This window comes from Pseudomonas sp. A6 (assembly GCF_052367875.1).
In the GTDB taxonomy this organism is placed as follows: domain Bacteria; phylum Pseudomonadota; class Gammaproteobacteria; order Pseudomonadales; family Pseudomonadaceae; genus Pseudomonas; species Pseudomonas citronellolis.
In genome coordinates, this window is the sequence record NZ_CP198970.1 from 467,335 (window position 1) to 485,670 (window position 18,336).

The window sequence follows — 18,336 nt, forward strand, 5'->3', positions numbered from 1 at the left end:
AGCGAGCTTGCTCGCGAATTCGCCGCACGGATGAAGACGGAGGCGAAGCGATGCGTGTGACCCTGCAACCCTCCGGCGCCCAGCTCGAACTGCGCCCGGGCGAGCGCATCCTCGACGGCGCGCGGCGCCTGGGCTACGACTGCCCGCAGAGCTGCCGCAACGGCAACTGCCACGTCTGCGCCGCGCTGCTGGTGGAAGGCAGCGTGCGCCAGGACGGCGAGGTGCGCGACCATGGCGAACTCTTCACCTGCCTGGCCGAGCCCCTGGAAGACTGCGTGCTGCACTGGGACGGCGTGCTCGCCCCGGGTGAACTGCCGCTGCGCAAGCTGGCCTGCCAGCTGACGCTGTGCGAGGCGGTGGGCGGCGACGTCTGGCGCGTGCGCCTGCGCGCCCCGGCCGGCAAACCGCCGCGCTACCACGCCGGGCAATACCTGCTGATCGAGCGCGAGGACGGCAACGACTCGGCCTTCTCCCTGGCCTCGGCGCCCCATGAGGGCCGCGACCTGGAGCTGCACATCCTGGCGCGGGAGAACAGCGCCATCGAACTGCTCGGGCAATTGCAGCGCGAACGCATCGCCCGCGTGCAACTGCCCTTCGGCGATGCTCACCTGGCCGAACTGCCCGAAGGCCCGCTGGTGCTGATCGCCGCCGGCACCGGCATGGCGCAGATGCACAGCCTGATCGAGCACTGCCGCGCCCAGGGCTTTGCCCACCCGGTGCACCTGTACTGGGGCGTGCGCCGGCCCGAGGACTTCTACGCGCTGCCGCACTGGGACGAGTGGAAGGGCCTGGCCAACCTGCACCTGCACAAGGTGGTCAGCGACCTATGCGGCTGGCAGGGCCGCTGCGGCCTGCTGCACGAGGCGGTGTGCGAGGACTTCCCCGACCTGGGCAGCCTGACCGTCTACGCCAGCGGCTCGCCGGCGATGGTCTACGCCACCCTCGACGCCCTGGTGGCCGCCGGCATGGACGCCCACCAGATGCGCGCCGACGTCTTCGCCTACGCGCCACGCGATTAAGGCAAGCGGGCCCTGCCCGCGATTCGCGCGCAGGGCGCGCTCCTACATGGGGGCACGGTGCTGGCCGGCGAGGCTTCTCGTAGGAGCGAGCTTGCTCGCGAACCGCATGGCACCGCGTTTGTTCGCGAGCAAGCTCGCTCCTACAAAAAACAGTTCGGCGCGGCCTTCAGGGAAATACCGTCGTAGGATGGCGTTGAGCGAAGCGATACCCATCACCGCGGCAGCATGGGTTTCGCACAGGCTCAACCCATCCTACGGGACTGCTCCCTCATGGGCCGGGTTTCGGGCCCACCCATCGCGGACGGAGTCCGCTCCTACGACGGTGTTTCCCCGGAGCGTAGGAGCGGACTCCGTTCGCGATTTCCGAGGAGAGTAGGGCGGACGCCCTACGGCAACGCCGAAGGAAACTCCGCGGCAAGGGTTTGCGCCAGCCAATCGCCGAACCACTCGATATCGGCGCTGCTCGGCCCCGGCGGGATCAGCAGCTGGTAGCTCTCCAGGCGCACCTGATTGTGCAGCGGCCGCACCAGCGCGCCGGATTCCAGCTCCTTGCGCACCAGCACGTCGTTGGCCAGGGCGATGCCGGCGCCGGCCTCGGCCATGGACAGCGCGTGGTCGTTGCTGACGTAGAGCACGTCGGGGCTGACGCGGATGTCCAACTGGTTGGCGGCGAACCAGGCGTTCCACCATTCGCCGTCGTGGACGTGGATCAGATCGTGGCGCACCAGCTCCTCGGCGCTGTCCAGCGGGCCATGAGTGGCGAGGTAGGCCGGCGAGCACACCGGGAACACCTGCGGGTGCAGCAGCGTGGCCTGGCTCTGCGGATACTGCCCGGGCATGCCGTAGGCGATGCCCAGGTCGGCGCTGTTGCCGTCCACCTCGGTGAAGGTCGGGTTCGGTTCGATCGCCACCTTCAGCCCCGGGCGCTGCTGGCGCAGGGTTTCCAGATGCGGCATCAACCAGCGCTTGGCGAAGGCCGGCACCACCAGGATCTTCAGCCAGCGCGCCGAGCCGCCGGGCACCAGTTCGAGGCTGGCCTCGGCGATCTGCTGCAGGGCCGTGGATATCTTCGCGTAGTAGCGCTGCCCGGCCGGCGTCAGGCTGACCCCGCGCGGCGTGCGCTCCAGCAGCTGCACGCCCAGCCAGTCCTCCAGCAGGCGCACGTGGCGGCCGATGGCCGGCTGGGTGACGTGCAGCGCCCTGGAGGCGGCGACGTAGCTGCCCAGGCGCGCGGCCGCTTCGAAGGCGCGCACGGCGTTGAGCGGCGGCAAGCGGGGGAGTGACATGAGGGTGGGTCTCGTGCGTTGTTAAATTATTTAATATCGAATGTAAGAAAATTGAGCTTTTTGCTCAACCGCAATCTGGCCACACTCGACCCCAGCAGCCTCACCACAAAACCAGCCGGTCACCGGCACACGCTGCAGCGCTTTCCCCATTCCTGCCACAACAAATACAAGCCTCCGCGCGCACCGCGCCAGCGGGGGAGGGAACCGGAGGTACATCCATGAGTGCCCTGCACAGCCTGCAGACGGCCGCCGTCTCCATCCGTTCGGTGCGCAAGGTCTACGGCGACCCCGACAGCGGCCCGGTGGCGCTGAAGAGCGTCGACCTGGACATCCGCGACAACGAATTCTTCACCCTGCTCGGGCCCTCCGGCTGCGGCAAGACCACCCTGCTGCGGATGATCGCCGGCTTCGAGTTCCCCACCGCCGGGGAAATCCTCCTCTACGGCGAGAACATCGCCGACCGCGCGCCCTACGATCGCCCGGTCAACACCGTGTTCCAGCATTACGCGCTGTTCCCGCACATGACCATCGCCGAGAACCTGGCCTTCGGCCTGGAGTCCCATCCCATGGGCCAGCGCCTGGGCAAGGCGGCCGTCGCCGAGCGGGTGCGCGAGATGCTCGCCCTGGTGCAGATGGAACGCTTCGCCGAGCGCCGCCCGACGCAGCTCTCCGGCGGCCAGCAGCAGCGCGTGGCCCTGGCCCGCGCGCTGGCCCCGCACCCCAAGGTGCTGCTGCTCGACGAGCCGCTCTCGGCCCTGGACCTGAAGCTGCGCCAGGCCATGCGCGAGGAGCTCAAGACGATCCAGGCCAAGACCGGGATCACCTTCATCTTCGTCACCCACGACCAGGAAGAAGCCCTGACCATGTCCGACCGCATCGCCGTGCTGGCCAATGGCGAGGTGCAGCAGGTCGGCCGGCCGACGGACATCTACGAGCAGCCGCGCAACCGCTTCGTCGCCGACTTCATCGGCGAGACCAACTTCCTCCCGGCGCAGGTCGCCGAGCTGGCCGGCGAGCAGGCGCTGTTCCGTATCCCCGGCGGCCAGACGCTGCGCGCGGCGGGCCGCGAGGGCCTGCGCGAAGGCGCCGAGGTGACCCTGTCGATCCGCCCCGAGCGCCTGCGCCTGGTCGGCGCCGACACCCCGGATGCCACGCCCTGCACCCTGGCCGAACAGGTCTACCTGGGCACCGACCTGCAGTACCAGGTGCAGCTGGCCGACGGCACCCGCCTGCGCGTGCGCACGCCCAACAGCGCCGGGCAGAGCCAGCGCTTCGCCGCCGGCGAGCGCCTGGGCCTGCAGTTCGACCGCGACAGCGCCAGCGTGCTGCTGGACTGAGGAACCCGCCATGACCACTCTCACCGTACGCCCCGGCAACGCCCTGGAGCGGCGCCGGGCCCTGGCCGGCCTGCTCGGCGTGTCGCCGGCGCTGCTGGCGATCGGCCTGTTCCTGGTGGTGCCGATCCTCATCGTCGGCGCCTACTCGCTGATGCAGGCCAACCCCTACGGCGGCGTCAATCACGTGTTCAGCAGCGACGCCTACGTCTCGCTGCTGTTCGAACGCCAGCTGGACGACAGCCTGGCCTTCGCCGACTCCTACCTGATCATCGCCCTGCGCTCGCTGGGCATCGCCGCCGCCACCACCGCCATCACCCTGCTGGTGGGCTTCCCGGTGGCGGTCTGGCTGGCCATGCAGCCGGCGCGGCGGCGCGGCCTGCTGATCTTCCTGATCACCGTGCCGTTCTGGGCCAACCTGCTGATCCGCACCTACGCCTGGATCCTGCTGCTGCGCGGCACCGGGGTGATCAACAACGGCCTCATGGGCCTGGGCCTGATCCACCAGCCGCTGCCGCTGCTGTACAACGACGGCGCGGTGCTGCTGGGCCTGGTCTACACCTACGCGCCCTTCGTGGTGCTGCCGATCTACTCGACCCTGGAGAAGATGGACATGCGTCTGCTGGAAGCCGCCCAGGACCTCTACGCCGGGCGCCTGCGCACCCTGCGCAAGGTGGTGCTGCCGATCGCCCGGCCGGGCATCCTGGCCGGCGCCATCCTCACCTTCGTGCCCTGCCTGGGCGCGATGATCGCCCCGGAACTGCTCGGTGGCGGCACCAAGATGATGCTCGGCAACCTGATCTTCCGGCAGTTCGCCGACGCCCGTAACTGGCCCTTCGGCGCCGCCCTGTCGCTGGTGCTGATGGCGGCGGTGATGCTCGCCCTGACCTTCTACGCGATGCGCGCCGAGCGCCTGCGCGTGGCCCGGGGAGGTGTGTGATGCTGAGTCTGTTGCGCAAGCGCCGTCTCGGCGTGCAGGACTTCCCCGGCTTCGGCGGTTTCAGCCTGCTGTTCTACCTCTACCTGTACGCGCCCATCGTGGTGCTGGTGATCTACTCGTTCAACGCCAACCAGTCCGCCACCGTGTGGACCGGCTTCAGCCTCGACTGGTACCGCGCCGCCTTTGCCAACCAGGCGCTGCGCAGCGCCGCCGGCAACAGCCTGCTGATCGCCGTGTGCGCCAGCATGATCGCCACCGCGATCGCCACCCTGGCCGCGCTGGGCACCTCGCGCGGGGCCAAGTTCAAGGGCATGCGCCTGTCCATGGGCGCCATCATGCTGCCGCTGGTGCTGCCGGAGATCGTCGTCGGCGTGGCCACCCTGGCGCTGTTCTCCAGCCTCGGCGTGTCGCTGGGCTATGGCAACCTGATCATCGCCCACACGGTGTTCTGCATTCCCTTCGCCTATCTGCCGATCCGCGCCCGCCTGGAGGACATGGACCTGTCCCTGGAGCAGGCCGCCGCCGACCTCTACGCCGGGCCCTGGCGGACCTTCCGCAAGGTCACCCTGCCGCTGCTGATGCCGGGGATCTTCTCCGGGCTGATGCTGGCCTTCATCGTCTCGCTGGATAACTTCGTGATCTCGATGATGGTCTCCCAGGCCGGCACCACCACCTTGCCGATCTTCATCTTCGGCCTGCTGCGGATGGGCGTCACGCCCGACGTCAATGCGGTGTCGACGCTGATCCTCGGGGTTTCCGTGTTCTTCGTCAGCCTTTCCTTCCTGCTCGGCAAAGCCAAAGCCTGAGCGCCACGCCACAACCGGGAGTCAACATGAGCAAGTCGATCGCAGTCATCGCCGCCACCCTGTCGCTGAGCCTGGCCGGCGCGGCCCACGCCGCCGGACAGGTCAACGTCATCAGCTGGAGCGGCTACTTCTCGCCGCAGATCCTGGAGAAGTTCGAGAAGCAGACCGGCATCAAGGTCACGGTGGATTCCTATGATTCCAACGAGACGCTGCTGGCCAAGCTCAAGCAGGGCGGCAGCGGCTACGACGTGGCCATCCCCTCGCACCAGTTCGTGCCGATCCTGGTCCACGAGAACCTGCTGGAGCGCTTCGACCCGATCAAGCAGCCGTACTACGCGAACATCGAGGACAACCTGCAGAAGCCCACCTGGGACCCGGAAGGCGGCTACTCGGTGCCCTTCATCTGGGGCACCACCAGCGTGGTCTACGACACCGCCACCTACAAGGGCCTGGCCGACAGCTACTCGCTGCTGTTCCAGCCGCCGCAGGAGCTGCAGGGCAAGATCAACATGCTCGACTCGGTCAACGAGGTGATGGACACCGCCAGCCTGTACCTGGGCGTGCCGCTGTGCAGCGAGGACCCGAAACAGGTGCAGCAGGTGCTGAACCTGCTCAAGGCGCAGAAGCCCTTCGTCAAGACCTACAGCTCCAAGGCCGGCTCGGTGCGCGAGAACCTCGCTTCCGGCGAGACCTCCATGTCGCTGTTCTGGGGCGGCTCGTCGCTGCGCGCCCGGGAGATGAAGCCGAGCCTGAAGTACCTCTACCCCAAGGAAGGCGTGATGGCCTGGGTGGACAACCTGGTGATCCCCAAGGGCAGCAAGAATCCTGACGCCGCCCGCCAGTTCATCGCCTTCATGAGCCAGCCGGAGAACTCGGCGATCACCCAGAACTTCCTCAAGCACCAGAGCCCGATCAAGGGCACCGACGCCTTCCTCGACCCGAGCCTGAAGGATGCGCCGGAGCTGCACATCCCCGAGGGCACCAAGGTGGTCTTCAGCAAGACCTGCGGTGAAGGCGCCATCCGCCTGGCCGACCGCCTGTGGACCAACCTGATGCGCTGAGGCCGGTTGTTCGGCCCCCGCGTTCGCGGGGGTGACGGGGTGGGGCAGGGCGCCGCGAGGCGCCGTGGCTTCGCTCACCCCGTCAAAAGTCGCATCTGCACAAACATCGTTCCGTCATTCCCGCGAACGCGGGAACCCAGAGAAAGGCCGCGTCACATGAGCCAGAACCCGAATATCAGCCCCCTCGTCCAGCTCCAGGCCCATGAACTGGCGCAGCTCATCCGCCTGCGCCAGGTCTCCTGCCGCGAGGTGATGGGCGACTACCTGGCGCACATCGAGCGCTTCAACCCGGCGGTCAACGCCCTGGTCAGCCTGCAACCGGCCGAGGCGCTGCTGGCCCAGGCCGACGAGCGCGACGCAGAACTGGCCCGCGGCGAATACCGCGGCTGGATGCACGGCCTGCCCCACGCCATCAAGGACCTGTCGCTGACCAAGGGCATCCGCACCACCCTGGGTTCGCCGCTGTACCGCGACTACGTGCCCGAGCGCGACGGCATCATGGTCGAGCGCATCCGCGCCGCCGGCGCCATCCTCATCGGCAAGAGCAACACCCCGGAATTCGGCCTCGGCTCGCAGAGCTACAACCCGCTGTTCGGCGCCACCGGCTGCGCCTACGACCCCAGCCGCACCGCCGGCGGCAGCAGTGGCGGCGCGGCGGCGGCCCTGGCCATGCAACTGGTGCCGGTGGCCGACGGCAGCGACATGATGGGCTCGCTGCGCAACCCGGCGGCGTTCAACAACATCGTCGGCTTCCGCCCGTCCCAGGGCCGCGTGCCCTTCGACGACGCCGCCGACCTGTTCTTCGACCAGCTCGGCTACGAAGGCCCCATGGGCCGCAGCGTGCGCGACGTGGCCCTGCTGCTGTCGGTGCAGGCTGGCAGCGACGCCCGCGCGCCGCTGTCCATCGCCGAATCCGGCAAGGCCTTCGCCGGCCCGCTGGAGCGCGACTTCAAGGGCGCGCGCCTGGGCTGGCTGGGCGACCTCGGCGGCCACCTGGCCATGGAGCGCGGCGTGCTGGAGCTGTGCCAGCGCTCGTTCGCCGACTTCCAGGCCATCGGCTGCGAGGTCGAATCCTGCGAGCTGGGCTTCTCCGCCGAACGCCTGTGGGACTGCTGGCGCACCCTGCGCCACTGGTTCGTCGCCGGCTCCCTCGGTGCCGCCTACGCCGACCCGGCCAAGCGCGAACTGCTCAAGCCGGAAGCGCACTGGGAAGTGGAGAACGGCCTGCGCCTGTCGGCCATGGATGTTTACCAGGCGACGGTGGCGCGCAGCGACTGGTACCGCGCCATCCAGCGCCTGTTCGAACGCTACGACTACCTGCTGCTGCCCAGCGCCCAGGTGTTCCCCTTCGACAAGAACCTGCATTGGCCGAAGGAAGTCGCCGGCCGCGCCATGGACACCTACCACCGCTGGATGGAAGTGGTGATCCCCGCCACCCTGTCCGGCTGCCCTGTTGCCAACGTGCCGGTAGGCTTCAATGAACAGGGCCTGCCCATGGGCCTGCAGATCATCGGCCGGCACCAGGCCGACATGGCCGTGCTGCAACTGGCCCATGCCTACGAGCAGGCCACCCAATGGTACCGGCGTTGCCCGCCGCCGCTGCTGGCGCAGTGAGGCGCGCCGAAGAAGGAGGTTCGATGAACGTCAGCTTCTTCCAGGAACTGCTGCAGAGCATCAGCGAACGTGGCCGCCAGCTGCTGGAATCCCGCGAGCCGGCGCCGATCAGCGCCGCCTCGCTGGTGGAGGCCAGCCGCCGGCTGCTCTCCGGCCACGGCGAGGCTTCCGGCGTGGCCCTGGCGCGCCAGGTGCTGTGTGCCTACCGTGACTGCCCGGCGGAGCAGCAGAAAGCCTTCTTCGACAACCTGCTGAACGACTTCGCGCCGCCCCGCGAGGCCCTGGCCGAAGCCTGCCGGCGCTACCTGGAGAACCCCGGCGCCGAGCAGGTCACCGCGCTGTTCGAAGCCTGCGAGCCGCCGCGCCAGGAGCTGTTCCGCCGCCTCAACCAGGCCCCTGGCGGCACTGCCGAGCTGATCGCCATGCGTCGCCGGCTGCTGCAGGAACTCAAGGCGCGGCCGCAACTGGCCGCGGTGGACCATGACCTGCAGCACCTGCTGGCCTCCTGGTTCAACCGTGGCTTCCTGGTGCTGCGGCGCATCGACTGGTCGACGCCGGCGGCGATCCTGGAAAAGATCATCCGCTACGAGGCGGTGCACGCCATCAAGGACTGGGATGACCTGCGCAGCCGCCTGCAACCGGCCGACCGCCGCTGCTTCGCGTTCTTCCACCCGGCCTTGCCGGAGGAGCCGCTGATCTTCGTCGAGGTGGCGCTGACCCGCCAGATGCCCGCCGCCATCGCGGAAATCCTCGAACAACCCGGCGAGGCCGCCGAGGCGCCGGACACCGCGGTGTTCTACTCCATCAGCAACTGCCAGGAGGGCCTGCGTGGCATCTCCTTCGGCAACTTCCTGATCAAGCAGGTGGTGGAGGAACTGGCTCGCGAAGTGCCGGGCCTCAAGCAGTACGTCACCCTCTCACCGGTGCCCGGCTTGCGCCGCTGGCTGGACAGCCGCGCCGAAGAACCTCAAGTCGCCGAATGCCTGAAGGCGCTCAAGCCCGACGCGCCGCCACCGCCACGCCTGGAGCAGCCGCTGCTGGCGCTGGCCGCCGAATACTTCCTGCAGGCCAAGAACGCCCAGGGCCAGCCGCTGGACCCGGTGGCGCGCTTCCACCTGGGCAACGGCGCCCGCCTGGAACGCCTGAACTGGCGCGGCGACCTCTCCGCCGGCGGCCTGCGCCAGGCCGCCGGGCTGATGGTCAACTACCGCTACGAATTGCGTCAGATCGAGAAAAACCACGAAGCCTACGCCAACCAGGGCACGGTGATCGCCGCCAACGAGGTCAAGCGACATCTCCCCCCACCGGCCAAGCCACGCCGCTAGGAACCGCCATGAACCAGAGCCTTTTCGCCGCTGTCGGCGAGCACCTGCCCGAAGACCTGAACAAACCCTTCCTCCGCACCCCGGACGGCGGCGGCTACAGCTACGCCGAAATGCTGCGCAGCAGCGCGCAGTTCGCCCACGCCCTGGTGGAGCTCGGCGTACAGCCGGGCGACCGCGTCGCCGTGCAGGTGGACAAGAGCCCCGAGGCGGTCATGCTCTACCTCGGCACCCTGCGCGCCGGCGCGGTCTACCTGCCGCTGAACAGCGGCTACACCAGCGACGAGCTGAGCTACTTCCTCGGCGACGCCGAGCCTTCGCTGTTCGTCTGTACCCCGGCCTTCGAGGAACAGGCCAGGGCACTGGCGCAGCAATGCGGCGTGGCCCGCGTGGCGAGCCTCGGCCAGCGCTGCGAAGGCAGCCTGATGCCCCATGTGGAAGGCAAGCCGGGGCGCTTCCTGGACATCGAGTGCAGCGCCGACGACCTCGCCGCCATCCTCTACACCTCCGGCACCACCGGGCGCTCCAAGGGCGCCATGATCAGCCACGGCAACCTGGTCTCCAACGCCCGCGCGCTGGTCGAGGCCTGGGCCATCGGCAGCGAGGACTGGCTGCTGCACGCGCTGCCGATCTTCCACATCCACGGCCTGTTCGTGGCCATCAACAGCCTGCTGATGGCCGGCGGCTCGCTGCTGTACGTGGACAAGTTCGACGCCGCGCAGGTGTTGCGTCTGCTGCCGCAGGTGAACCTGCTGATGGGCGTACCGACCTTCTACACCCGTCTGCTCGACCAGGCCGGCCTGACCCGCGAGGCGGTGGCGCATATGCGCCTGTTCGTCTCCGGCTCCGCACCGCTCACCGCCGAGACGCACAAGGCCTTCCACGAACGCACCGGGGTGGCCATCCTGGAGCGCTACGGCATGACCGAGACCGGCATGAACACCTCCAACCCGCTGAATGGCGAACGCATCGCCGGCACCGTCGGCTTCCCGCTGCCGGGCGTGGAACTGCGCATCACCGACCCGGGCGAGAAAGAGGCGAAGCTGCTGCCGCAGGGCGAGCCGGGGATGATCGAAGTGCGCGGCGCCAACGTGTTCCGCGGCTACTGGCGCATGCCCGAGAAGACTGCCGAGGAACTGCGTGGCGACGGCTTCTTCATGACCGGCGACATCGGCTTCATCGACGACAAGGGCTACGTGCAGATCGTCGGCCGCAGCAAGGACATGATCATCAGCGGCGGCTACAACGTGTACCCGAAGGAGCTGGAACAACTCATCGACACCCTGCCGGGCGTGGCCGAATCGGCGGTGATAGGCGTGCCGCACCGCGACTTCGGCGAAGGCGTGACGGCGGTGGTGGTGGCCAAGCCCGGCGAGGCGCCGAGCGAAGCGGACATCCTGGCCGGCCTGGACGGTCATCTGGCGCGCTACAAGCAGCCCAAGCGGGTGGTGTTCGTGGACGCGCTGCCGCGCAATGTGATGGGGAAGGTGCAGAAGAACCAGCTGCGCGAGCGCTTCAAGCAGTTGTACGCCTGAACGTAGGGCGGATAACCGTTCGCGGTTATCCGCCGATGGTCCCAGCGCGATAATGGCTTTTCGTAGGAGCGAGGGGGACGCCTAGTTCTTGCTCGCGAACAGCGCTCGCCGGTGAACGCGGTGTATTGGATGGACTCCGCAACCCTCTCCCCAGCCCTCTCCCTGAAGGGAGAGGGGGCTAGTCCGTGCCGAGAAAAGTACGGTTTCTGCCGGAGACACCATGGTTGCCGGCTAACTCCAAAACACCCGCATCTGCCCAACGGTCCCCTCTCCCTTCAGGGAGAGGGTTAGGGAGAGGGAGCGAGGCCCATCCTCCACACCGCTACATCAGGCCGAACACCCTCACCGTTGGCTCCGGAGCCGAGGCCGACGGCGGATAACGGCTTTTCGTAGGAGCGAGCTTGCTCGCGAACGGGGGCCTGTCGGTGGCGCTCGGTGTTCATCCCGAAGAGCCCCCTCTCCCTTCAGGGAGAGGGTTAGGGAGAGGGAGCGGACTCTCCCCAAACACCATCACATCAGGCGCGCACCTGCACCACCACCTTCCCAACAGCCCTACGCTGCCCCAGGTGATCGATCGCCTCCCCAGCCTTCTCCAACGAATAGGTCTGCGAAACCAACGGCTTCAACTTGCCCTCCGCAAACCACTGGAACAGCTGCTGGAAGTTCGCCGCATTGTCCTGCGGCTGGCGCTGGGCGAAGGCGCCCCAGAACACGCCCACCAGCGAGGCGCCCTTGAGTAGCGGCAGGTTGGCCGGCAGCGAGGGGATGGTGCCGCTGGCGAAGCCCACCACCAGCAGGCGGCCGTTCCAGGCGATGCTGCGGAAGGCTTCCTCGAACAGCTCGCCGCCCACCGGGTCGTAGATCACGTCCACGCCCTGGCCGCCGGTGATTTCCTTGAGCTTGTCCTTCAGGCTGCCTTCGCTGTAGTTGACCAGCACGTCGGCGCCGGCGGCCTTGGCCACTTCCAGCTTGGCGTCGCTGCTGGCCGCGGCTATCACTTTCGCACCCATGGCCTTGCCGATTTCCACTGCCGCCAGGCCGACGCCGCCGGAGGCGCCGAGCACCAGCAGGGTTTCGCCCGGCTGCAGGTTGCCGCGCTGCTTCAGCGCGTGCATCGAGGTGCCGTAGGTCATGCCGAAGGCGGCGGCGGTGGTGAAGTCCATGCCCGCCGGGATCGGCATCACGTTATAGGCGCCCACCGCCACCTGCTCGGCGAAGCTGCCCCAGCCGGTCAGGGCGATGACGCGGTCGCCGGGCTTCACGTGGCTGACCTTCTCGCCCACCGCCGCGACCACGCCGGCGGCCTCGCCGCCCGGGGCGAAGGGGAAGGGCGGCTTGAACTGGTACTTGCCCTCGATGATCAGGGTGTCGGGGAAGTTCACTCCGGCGGCGTGGACGTCCAGCAGCACTTCGTTCTTCTTCGGCTCGGGGCTGGCGACTTCTTCCAGCACCAGGGTTTCGGCGGGGCCGAAGGCTTTGCACAGCAAGGCTTTCATCGGAGGTACTCCTTTCGTGTAATGCCCGGCAGTGTAGGAGTGACGGGGCGGGGGGCAAATCAGTATGGTCCCGGCTTATGCCCGTGCATAACCGCCGGGCTTGGGCCGCGCGCCCGGTATGGCTATGCTTGCCGGCATCGTGCATGGAGAAGTCGCCTTGAAAGCCCTGATCGCCCTGTCGCTGGCCCTGTTCCTCAGCCCCCTGATGGCTTCCGAGGAGGCCAAGCCGGAAGACGCCAACAAACCGCTGTTCGTCGACCTCACCCCGGCCCTGGTGGGCAACTACGGCAGCGGCCCGAAACTGAAGTACTACAAGGCCGACATCGCCCTGAAGGTCACCGGCAAGGAGGCCGAGGAGAAGGTCGAGCACCACGAGCCGCTGATCCGCAACCAGCTGATCATGCTGTTCGCCCAGCAGACCGACGAAACCCTCGGCAGCGTCGAGGCCAAGGAAAAACTGCGCCAGGAGGCGCTCAAGCAGGTACAGACGGTCCTCAAAGAAGAGGAAGGGAAGCCACTGGTGGACGATCTGCTGTTCAACAACCTGATCGTGCAGCCCTGACAAGGCACAGGTATCGCGTGTTTTCGCCCGCTATCCAGGTCTTTTCGGGCGGCTCTGACCTGTATCAAGGCCTTTTCCCCTCCCTTCGCTGAAGATCCCTACAAGATCGCTCTGATGAGCGTTGACCAGGGGGTACGATGAAGGGAAATTCGAAACGCTGGCTGTTCCGTGGCGGCGTGCTCGCGGCCTGTGCCGTGATCGCCGCGCTGGCCTGGCAGACGCTCAAGCCCAACGGCCTGGGCGGAGGCTTCGCCAGCGGCAATGGACGCATCGAGGCCACCGAGGTGGACGTAGCCACCAAGCTGCCCGGCCGCGTGGCCGAGATCAAGGTGGACGAGGGCGACTTCGTCAAGACCGGCGAAGTGGTCGCGCGCATGGACACCCAGGTGCTGGAAGCGCAGCTGGCCCAGGCCCAGGCCGAGGTGCGCCGGGCGCAGAATGCCAAGCTCACCGCCGAATCCGTGGTGACCCAGCGCAACAGCGAGAAGAGCACCGCCGAGGCAGTGGTGGCCCAGCGCCAGGCCGAACTCACCGCCGCGCAGAAGCGCTTCACCCGCACCGAACAACTGGTCAGGCGCAACGCCCTGCCGCAGCAGCAACTGGACGACGACCGCGCCGTGCTGCAGAGCGCCCAGGCCGCGCTGTCAGCCGCGCGTTCCCAGGTGGTCTCGGCCCAGGCCGCCATCGAGGCCGGGCGTTCCCAGGTGATCGAGGCGCAATCGGCCATCGAGGCGGCCACCGCCAGCGTCGCCCGCCTGCAGGCCGACATCGACGACAGCCTGCTGCGCGCCCCCCGCGACGGCCGCGTGCAGTACCGTGTGGCGCAGCCCGGCGAGGTGCTGGCCGCCGGCGGCAAGCTGCTCAACATGGTCGACCTGACCGACGTCTACATGACCTTTTTCCTGCCCTCGGCCCAGGCCGGCCGCGTGGAGCTTGGCCAGGAAGTGCACCTGGTGATAGACGCGGTGCCGCAGTACGTGATCCCGGCCAAGGTCTCCTACGTCGCCAGCGTCGCCCAGTTCACGCCCAAGACCGTGGAAACCGCCAACGAGCGCGAGAAGCTGATGTTCCGGGTCAAGGCGCGCCTGGACCCGGCGCTGCTGGAGAAGTACATCACCTACGTGAAGACCGGCGTGCCCGGCATGGCCTACCTGCGCCTGGACCCTGAGGCGCAATGGCCGGACAACCTGCAGATCAAGGTTCCGCAATGAGCGCCCCGCACGCCGCGGTGGCCAGCCTGGCCGGCGTGTCGCTGCGCTATGGGCAGACCCGCGCGGTGGACGACGTGACGCTGGACATCCCGGCCAACCGCATGGTCGGCCTGATCGGCCCGGACGGCGTCGGCAAGTCCAGCCTGCTGGCGCTGATCGCTGGCGCGCGCAAGCTGCAGGACGGCCAGGTGCACGTGCTCGGCGGCGACATGCGCGACGCCCGCCACCGCCGCGCAGTCTGCCCGCGCATCGCCTACATGCCCCAGGGCCTGGGCAAGAACCTCTACCCGACGCTCTCGGTGTTCGAGAACGTCGACTTCTTCGGCCGCCTGTTCGGCCACGACAAGGCCGAGCGCGAGCGGCGCATCGCCGACCTGCTGCACAGCACCGGCCTTGCGCCCTTCGCCGAGCGCCCGGCGGGCAAGCTCTCCGGCGGCATGAAGCAGAAGCTCGGGCTGTGCTGCGCGCTGATCCACGACCCCGACCTGCTGATCCTCGACGAGCCCACCACCGGCGTCGACCCGCTGTCGCGCAACCAGTTCTGGGAGCTGATCGGGCGCATCCGCGCCGGCCGCCAGGGCATGAGCGTGCTGGTGGCCACCGCCTACATGGAGGAGGCCGAGCGCTTCGACACCCTGGTGGCGATGGACGAGGGCAAGGTGCTGGCCACCGGCACCCCCGCCGAGCTGCGCGAGCACACCGCCACGCAAAGCCTGGAGGCGGCCTTCGTCGCGCTGTTGCCCGAGCGCAAGCGCGCCGGCCACCATCAACTGGTGATCCCGCCGCGCCAGCACAGCGAGGGCGCGCCGCAGATCGCCATCGAGGCCGAGGGGCTGACCTGCCGCTTCGGCGACTTCGTCGCGGTGGACCACGTCAGCTTCCGCATCGAGCGTGGGGAAATCTTCGGCTTCCTCGGCTCCAACGGCTGCGGCAAGTCCACCACCATGAAGATGCTCACCGGCCTGCTGCCGGCCAGCGAGGGCAGCTGCGCGCTGTTCGGCCAGCCGGTGAACGCCAAGGACATGGCCACCCGCCGCCGAGTGGGCTACATGTCCCAGGCCTTCTCGCTGTACGCCGAGCTGACGGTGCTGCAGAACCTGGAACTGCACGCCAAGCTGTTCCACCTGCCGAGCGAGCAGATAGGCCCGCGGGTGGAGGAAATGCTCGCCCGCTTCGACCTCGGCAAGGTCCGCGACGAGCTGCCCGACAGCCTGCCGCTGGGCATCCGCCAGCGTCTGTCGCTGGCCGTTGCGGTGATCCACAAGCCGGAAATCCTCATCCTCGACGAGCCCACCTCGGGCGTCGACCCGGTGGCCCGCGACGGCTTCTGGCAGCTGATGGTCGAGCTGTCGCGGCGCGACGGGGTGACCATCTTCATCTCCACCCACTTCATGAACGAGGCCCAGCGCTGCGACCGCATCTCGCTGATGCACGCCGGCAAGGTGCTGGACAGCGACACCCCGCAGGGCCTGATCGACAAGCGCGGCCTGCCGACCCTGGAGGCGACCTTCATCGCCTACCTGGAGGAGGCCGCCGGCAGCGCTGCGCCGCCGCCCGAGCCGCAGGCTCCGGCCAGCACCGTCGACGAACAGGTGCCGCACAAGCCGCAGCGCCAGCGTTTCAGCCCGCTGCGCCTGTTCAGCTATGCGCGGCGCGAATCCATGGAACTGCGCCGCGACCCCATCCGCCTGACCCTGGCGCTGCTGGGTACGGCGCTGCTGATGTTCATCATCGGCTACGGCATCAACATGGACGTCGAGGACCTGTCCTACGCCGTGCTCGACCGCGACCAGACCACCACCAGCCAGGCCTACGCGCTGAACATCGCCGGCTCGCGCTACTTCGTCGAGCACCCGGCGATCCGCGACCCTGACGACCTCGACCGGCGCCTGCGCAGCGGCGAGCTGAGCCTGGCGCTGGAGATCCCGCCGCACTTCGGCCGCGACCTCAAGCGCGGCGACGACCCGGCCATCGGCGTGTGGATCGACGGCGCCATGCCCACCCGCGCCAGCACCGTGCAGGGCTACGTGCAGGGCCTGCACGGCAGCTACCTGGCCGAGCTGGCCCGGCAGAGCGGCAGCGCCGAGGCCAGCGCGGCGGCCAGCACCGAGGTGCGCTACCGCTACAACCCCGACGTGGAGAGCCTCAAGGCCATGGTCCCGGCGGTGATCCCGCTGCTGCTGATCATGATCCCGGCGATGCTCACCGCCCTGGGCGTGGTGCGCGAGAAGGAACTGGGCTCGATCACCAACCTCTACGTCACCCCGGTGACGCGCCTGGAGTTCCTGCTCGGCAAGCAGTTGCCCTATATCGGCATGGGCATGGTCAACTTCGTGCTGATGCTGGCCATGGCGGTGCTGCTGTTCCGCGTGCCGCTCAAGGGCAGCCTGCTGGCGCTGAGCCTCGGCGCGCTGCTGTACGTGATCACCAGCACCGGCCTCGGCCTGCTGCTGTCGACCTTCATGAAGAGCCAGATCGCCGCGGTGTTCGGCACCGCCATCGCCACCATGATCCCGGCCATCCAGTTCGCCGGGCTGATCCACCCGGTGTCTTCGCTGGAGGGCGCAGCGGCGCTGATCGGCAGGCTCTACCCGACCTCGCACTTCCTGATCATCAGCCGCGGCACCTTCTCCAAGGCCCTGGGCCTGAGCGACCTGTGGCTCTACTACCTGCCGCTGCTGGCGGCCATCGGCGTGCTGACGCTGCTCAGCGTGCTCCTGTTGAAGAAGCAGGAGGACTGAGCGATGAAGAAACTGGCGAACATCTTCAACCTGGGCGTCAAGGAATTCCGCAGCCTCGGCCGCGACTACGCGATGCTGATCCTGATCGCCTGGGCCTTCACCCTGGGCGTCTACAGCTCCGCCACCGGCGTGCCGGAAACCCTGCACCACGCGCCCATCGCGGTGGTCGACGAGGACCAGTCGCAGCTCTCCTCGCGGATCATCAACGCCTTCCAGGCACCGTACTTCCGCACGCCGGAAATGATCGGCCACGCGCAGATGGACCGCGGCATGGACACCGGCCTGTACACCTTCACCCTGGACATCCCGCCGGACTTCCAGCGCGACGTGCTGGCCGGCCGCCAACCGGCGGTGCAGGTCAACGTCGACGCCACCCAGACCGCCCAGGCCTTCTCCGGCGCCGGCTACATCCAGAACATCATCGCCACCGAGGTGCGCGAGTTCGTCAGCCGTTACCGCAGCGAGCCGGGCATGCCGGCGGAGCTGGCGGTACGCATGGAGTTCAACCCGAACCTGACCCAGGCCTGGTTCGGCGCGGTGATGGAGGTGATCAACCAGATCACCATGCTGTCGATCATCCTCACCGGCGCGGCGCTGATCCGCGAGCGCGAGCACGGCACCGTCGAGCACCTGCTGGTGATGCCGCTGACCGCCTTCGAGATCATGCTGGCCAAGGTCTGGTCCATGGGCGTGGTGGTGCTGGCGGCGGCCGCGCTGTCGCTGCAACTGGTGGTGCGCGGCTGGCTGGACGTACCGATCAGCGGCTCGCTGGCGCTGTTCCTGCTGGGCGCGGCATTGCACCTGTTCGCCACCACCTCGATGGGCATCTTCCTCGGCACCGTGGCGCGCTCGATGCCGCAGCTGGGCCTGTTGGTGATCCTCACCCTGATGCCGCTGCAGATCCTCTCCGGCGGCACCACGCCGCGCGAGAGCATGCCGGAGCTGGTGCAGAACATCATGCTGTTCGCCCCGACCACCCACTTCGTCAGCCTGGCCCAGGCCATCCTGTTCCGCGGCGCCGGGCTGGCCATCGTCTGGCCGCAGTTGCTGGCGATCATTGGTATCGGCGCGGCGTTTTTCTGCGGGGCGTTGTGGCGGTTCCGCAGGACTATTTCGCAGATGGCTTGATGTGGGGGGGCTTGCTCGTGAATTGGGGGGCTGCCGGTTGGTGCGGTGTATTGGATGGATTCCGCAACCCTCTCCCCAGCCCTCGGCTGCGCGCCCCGCCCTGAAGGGAGAGGGGGCTTGTCCGTGCCGAGAGAGGGACTGGTTTCAGCTGGAAACCTTCGGTGTTGCCGGCTAACTCCAGAACATCCGTGTCTGCCCAACGGTCCCCTCTCCCTTCAGGGAGAGGGTTAGGGAGAGGGCGCTCTTCGGGGTGAACACCAAGCGGTCACCGGCAAACACTG

Annotated in this window: 14 protein-coding genes; 12 read left to right on the forward strand and 2 right to left on the reverse strand. The window is 68.1% G+C overall.

All coding sequences use genetic code 11. The features are described 5' to 3' along the window. Positions 1-50 precede the first annotated feature (50 nt). Positions 51-1,019 carry a CDP-6-deoxy-delta-3,4-glucoseen reductase gene (locus ACTWJ5_RS02060; RefSeq protein WP_043316391.1) on the forward strand — a complete coding sequence of 323 codons (969 nt, stop codon included), beginning with the start codon at positions 51-53 and terminating at the stop codon, positions 1,017-1,019. 386 nt (positions 1,020-1,405) lie between these two features. Here the strand turns inward: ACTWJ5_RS02060 and ACTWJ5_RS02065 are convergent, their stop codons facing one another. After that, positions 1,406-2,305, reverse strand: a complete 900-nt coding sequence (locus ACTWJ5_RS02065) for a LysR substrate-binding domain-containing protein (protein WP_444437369.1) — start codon at positions 2,303-2,305, stop codon at positions 1,406-1,408. Between the two features lie 218 nt (positions 2,306-2,523). Between ACTWJ5_RS02065 and ACTWJ5_RS02070 the strand changes: the two genes are divergently transcribed. From ACTWJ5_RS02070 to ACTWJ5_RS02100, 7 genes are all read left to right on the forward strand, one after another. Continuing rightward, complete coding sequence (locus tag ACTWJ5_RS02070; protein WP_249918102.1) at positions 2,524-3,642, forward strand: ABC transporter ATP-binding protein; 1,119 nt, start codon at positions 2,524-2,526, stop codon at positions 3,640-3,642. Between the two features lie 10 nt (positions 3,643-3,652). Beyond that, a complete protein-coding gene (locus ACTWJ5_RS02075) occupies positions 3,653-4,579 on the forward strand; it encodes an ABC transporter permease (RefSeq protein ID WP_444437370.1) in 927 nt (308 codons plus the stop codon). Next, positions 4,579-5,385, forward strand: coding sequence for an ABC transporter permease (locus ACTWJ5_RS02080; protein WP_444437371.1), 807 nt, complete (start codon positions 4,579-4,581; stop codon positions 5,383-5,385). Before ACTWJ5_RS02075 ends, ACTWJ5_RS02080 begins: the two co-directional genes overlap by 1 nt. A 26-nt stretch (positions 5,386-5,411) precedes the next feature. Continuing rightward, positions 5,412-6,446: an ABC transporter substrate-binding protein gene (locus ACTWJ5_RS02085; RefSeq protein WP_444437372.1), complete on the forward strand. Its 1,035-nt coding sequence runs from the start codon at positions 5,412-5,414 to the stop codon at positions 6,444-6,446. 156 nt (positions 6,447-6,602) lie between these two features. Next, the gene (locus tag ACTWJ5_RS02090; RefSeq protein WP_444437373.1) at positions 6,603-8,060 is read left to right on the forward strand and encodes an amidase; all 1,458 of its coding nucleotides are present in this window, start codon (positions 6,603-6,605) and stop codon (positions 8,058-8,060) included. 23 nt (positions 8,061-8,083) lie between these two features. After that, the gene (locus tag ACTWJ5_RS02095) at positions 8,084-9,385 is read left to right on the forward strand and encodes a malonyl-CoA decarboxylase (protein ID WP_444437374.1); all 1,302 of its coding nucleotides are present in this window, start codon (positions 8,084-8,086) and stop codon (positions 9,383-9,385) included. Positions 9,386-9,393: 8 nt separating this feature from the next. Next, on the forward strand, positions 9,394-10,917 hold the full coding sequence (locus tag ACTWJ5_RS02100; RefSeq protein ID WP_444437375.1) for a malonate--CoA ligase: 1,524 nt from the start codon (positions 9,394-9,396) through the stop codon (positions 10,915-10,917). Positions 10,918-11,432: 515 nt separating this feature from the next. On the opposite strand, the gene ACTWJ5_RS02105 is transcribed toward ACTWJ5_RS02100, so the two are convergent. Continuing rightward, entirely contained in the window at positions 11,433-12,413 is a 981-nt protein-coding gene (locus ACTWJ5_RS02105) for an NADPH:quinone oxidoreductase family protein (RefSeq protein ID WP_444437376.1), read from the reverse strand. Positions 12,414-12,570: 157 nt separating this feature from the next. Between ACTWJ5_RS02105 and ACTWJ5_RS02110 the strand changes: the two genes are divergently transcribed. From ACTWJ5_RS02110 to ACTWJ5_RS02125, 4 genes are all read left to right on the forward strand, one after another. Further along, the gene (locus tag ACTWJ5_RS02110) at positions 12,571-12,975 is read left to right on the forward strand and encodes a flagellar basal body-associated protein FliL (RefSeq protein WP_058072639.1); all 405 of its coding nucleotides are present in this window, start codon (positions 12,571-12,573) and stop codon (positions 12,973-12,975) included. A gap of 137 nt (positions 12,976-13,112) precedes the next feature. Continuing rightward, on the forward strand, positions 13,113-14,186 hold the full coding sequence (locus ACTWJ5_RS02115; RefSeq protein WP_444437377.1) for an HlyD family secretion protein: 1,074 nt from the start codon (positions 13,113-13,115) through the stop codon (positions 14,184-14,186). Continuing rightward, a complete protein-coding gene (gene rbbA, locus ACTWJ5_RS02120; RefSeq protein ID WP_444437378.1) occupies positions 14,183-16,927 on the forward strand; it encodes a ribosome-associated ATPase/putative transporter RbbA in 2,745 nt (914 codons plus the stop codon). The genes ACTWJ5_RS02115 and rbbA overlap by 4 nt, the downstream gene beginning before the upstream one ends. 3 nt (positions 16,928-16,930) lie before the next feature. Further along, complete coding sequence (locus ACTWJ5_RS02125) at positions 16,931-18,055, forward strand: ABC transporter permease (RefSeq protein WP_074977977.1); 1,125 nt, start codon at positions 16,931-16,933, stop codon at positions 18,053-18,055. The last annotated feature ends 281 nt before the right edge of the window (positions 18,056-18,336 follow it).

Bases quoted from the DNA above. Each gene is read 5' to 3' on its own strand.
- ACTWJ5_RS02115 (WP_444437377.1), top strand. From the start codon at position 13,113: ATGAAGGGAAATTCGAAACGCTGGCTGTTCCGTGGCGGCGTGCTCGCG.
- ACTWJ5_RS02065 (WP_444437369.1), bottom strand. From the start codon at position 2,305: ATGTCACTCCCCCGCTTGCCGCCGCTCAACGCCGTGCGCGCCTTCGAA.
- ACTWJ5_RS02095 (WP_444437374.1), top strand. From the start codon at position 8,084: ATGAACGTCAGCTTCTTCCAGGAACTGCTGCAGAGCATCAGCGAACGT.
- ACTWJ5_RS02080 (WP_444437371.1), top strand. From the start codon at position 4,579: ATGCTGAGTCTGTTGCGCAAGCGCCGTCTCGGCGTGCAGGACTTCCCC.
- ACTWJ5_RS02125 (WP_074977977.1), top strand. From the start codon at position 16,931: ATGAAGAAACTGGCGAACATCTTCAACCTGGGCGTCAAGGAATTCCGC.
- ACTWJ5_RS02090 (WP_444437373.1), top strand. From the start codon at position 6,603: ATGAGCCAGAACCCGAATATCAGCCCCCTCGTCCAGCTCCAGGCCCAT.
- ACTWJ5_RS02070 (WP_249918102.1), top strand. From the start codon at position 2,524: ATGAGTGCCCTGCACAGCCTGCAGACGGCCGCCGTCTCCATCCGTTCG.
- ACTWJ5_RS02085 (WP_444437372.1), top strand. From the start codon at position 5,412: ATGAGCAAGTCGATCGCAGTCATCGCCGCCACCCTGTCGCTGAGCCTG.
- ACTWJ5_RS02060 (WP_043316391.1), top strand. From the start codon at position 51: ATGCGTGTGACCCTGCAACCCTCCGGCGCCCAGCTCGAACTGCGCCCG.
- ACTWJ5_RS02100 (WP_444437375.1), top strand. From the start codon at position 9,394: ATGAACCAGAGCCTTTTCGCCGCTGTCGGCGAGCACCTGCCCGAAGAC.
- ACTWJ5_RS02075 (WP_444437370.1), top strand. From the start codon at position 3,653: ATGACCACTCTCACCGTACGCCCCGGCAACGCCCTGGAGCGGCGCCGG.
- rbbA (WP_444437378.1), top strand. From the start codon at position 14,183: ATGAGCGCCCCGCACGCCGCGGTGGCCAGCCTGGCCGGCGTGTCGCTG.
- ACTWJ5_RS02105 (WP_444437376.1), bottom strand. From the start codon at position 12,413: ATGAAAGCCTTGCTGTGCAAAGCCTTCGGCCCCGCCGAAACCCTGGTG.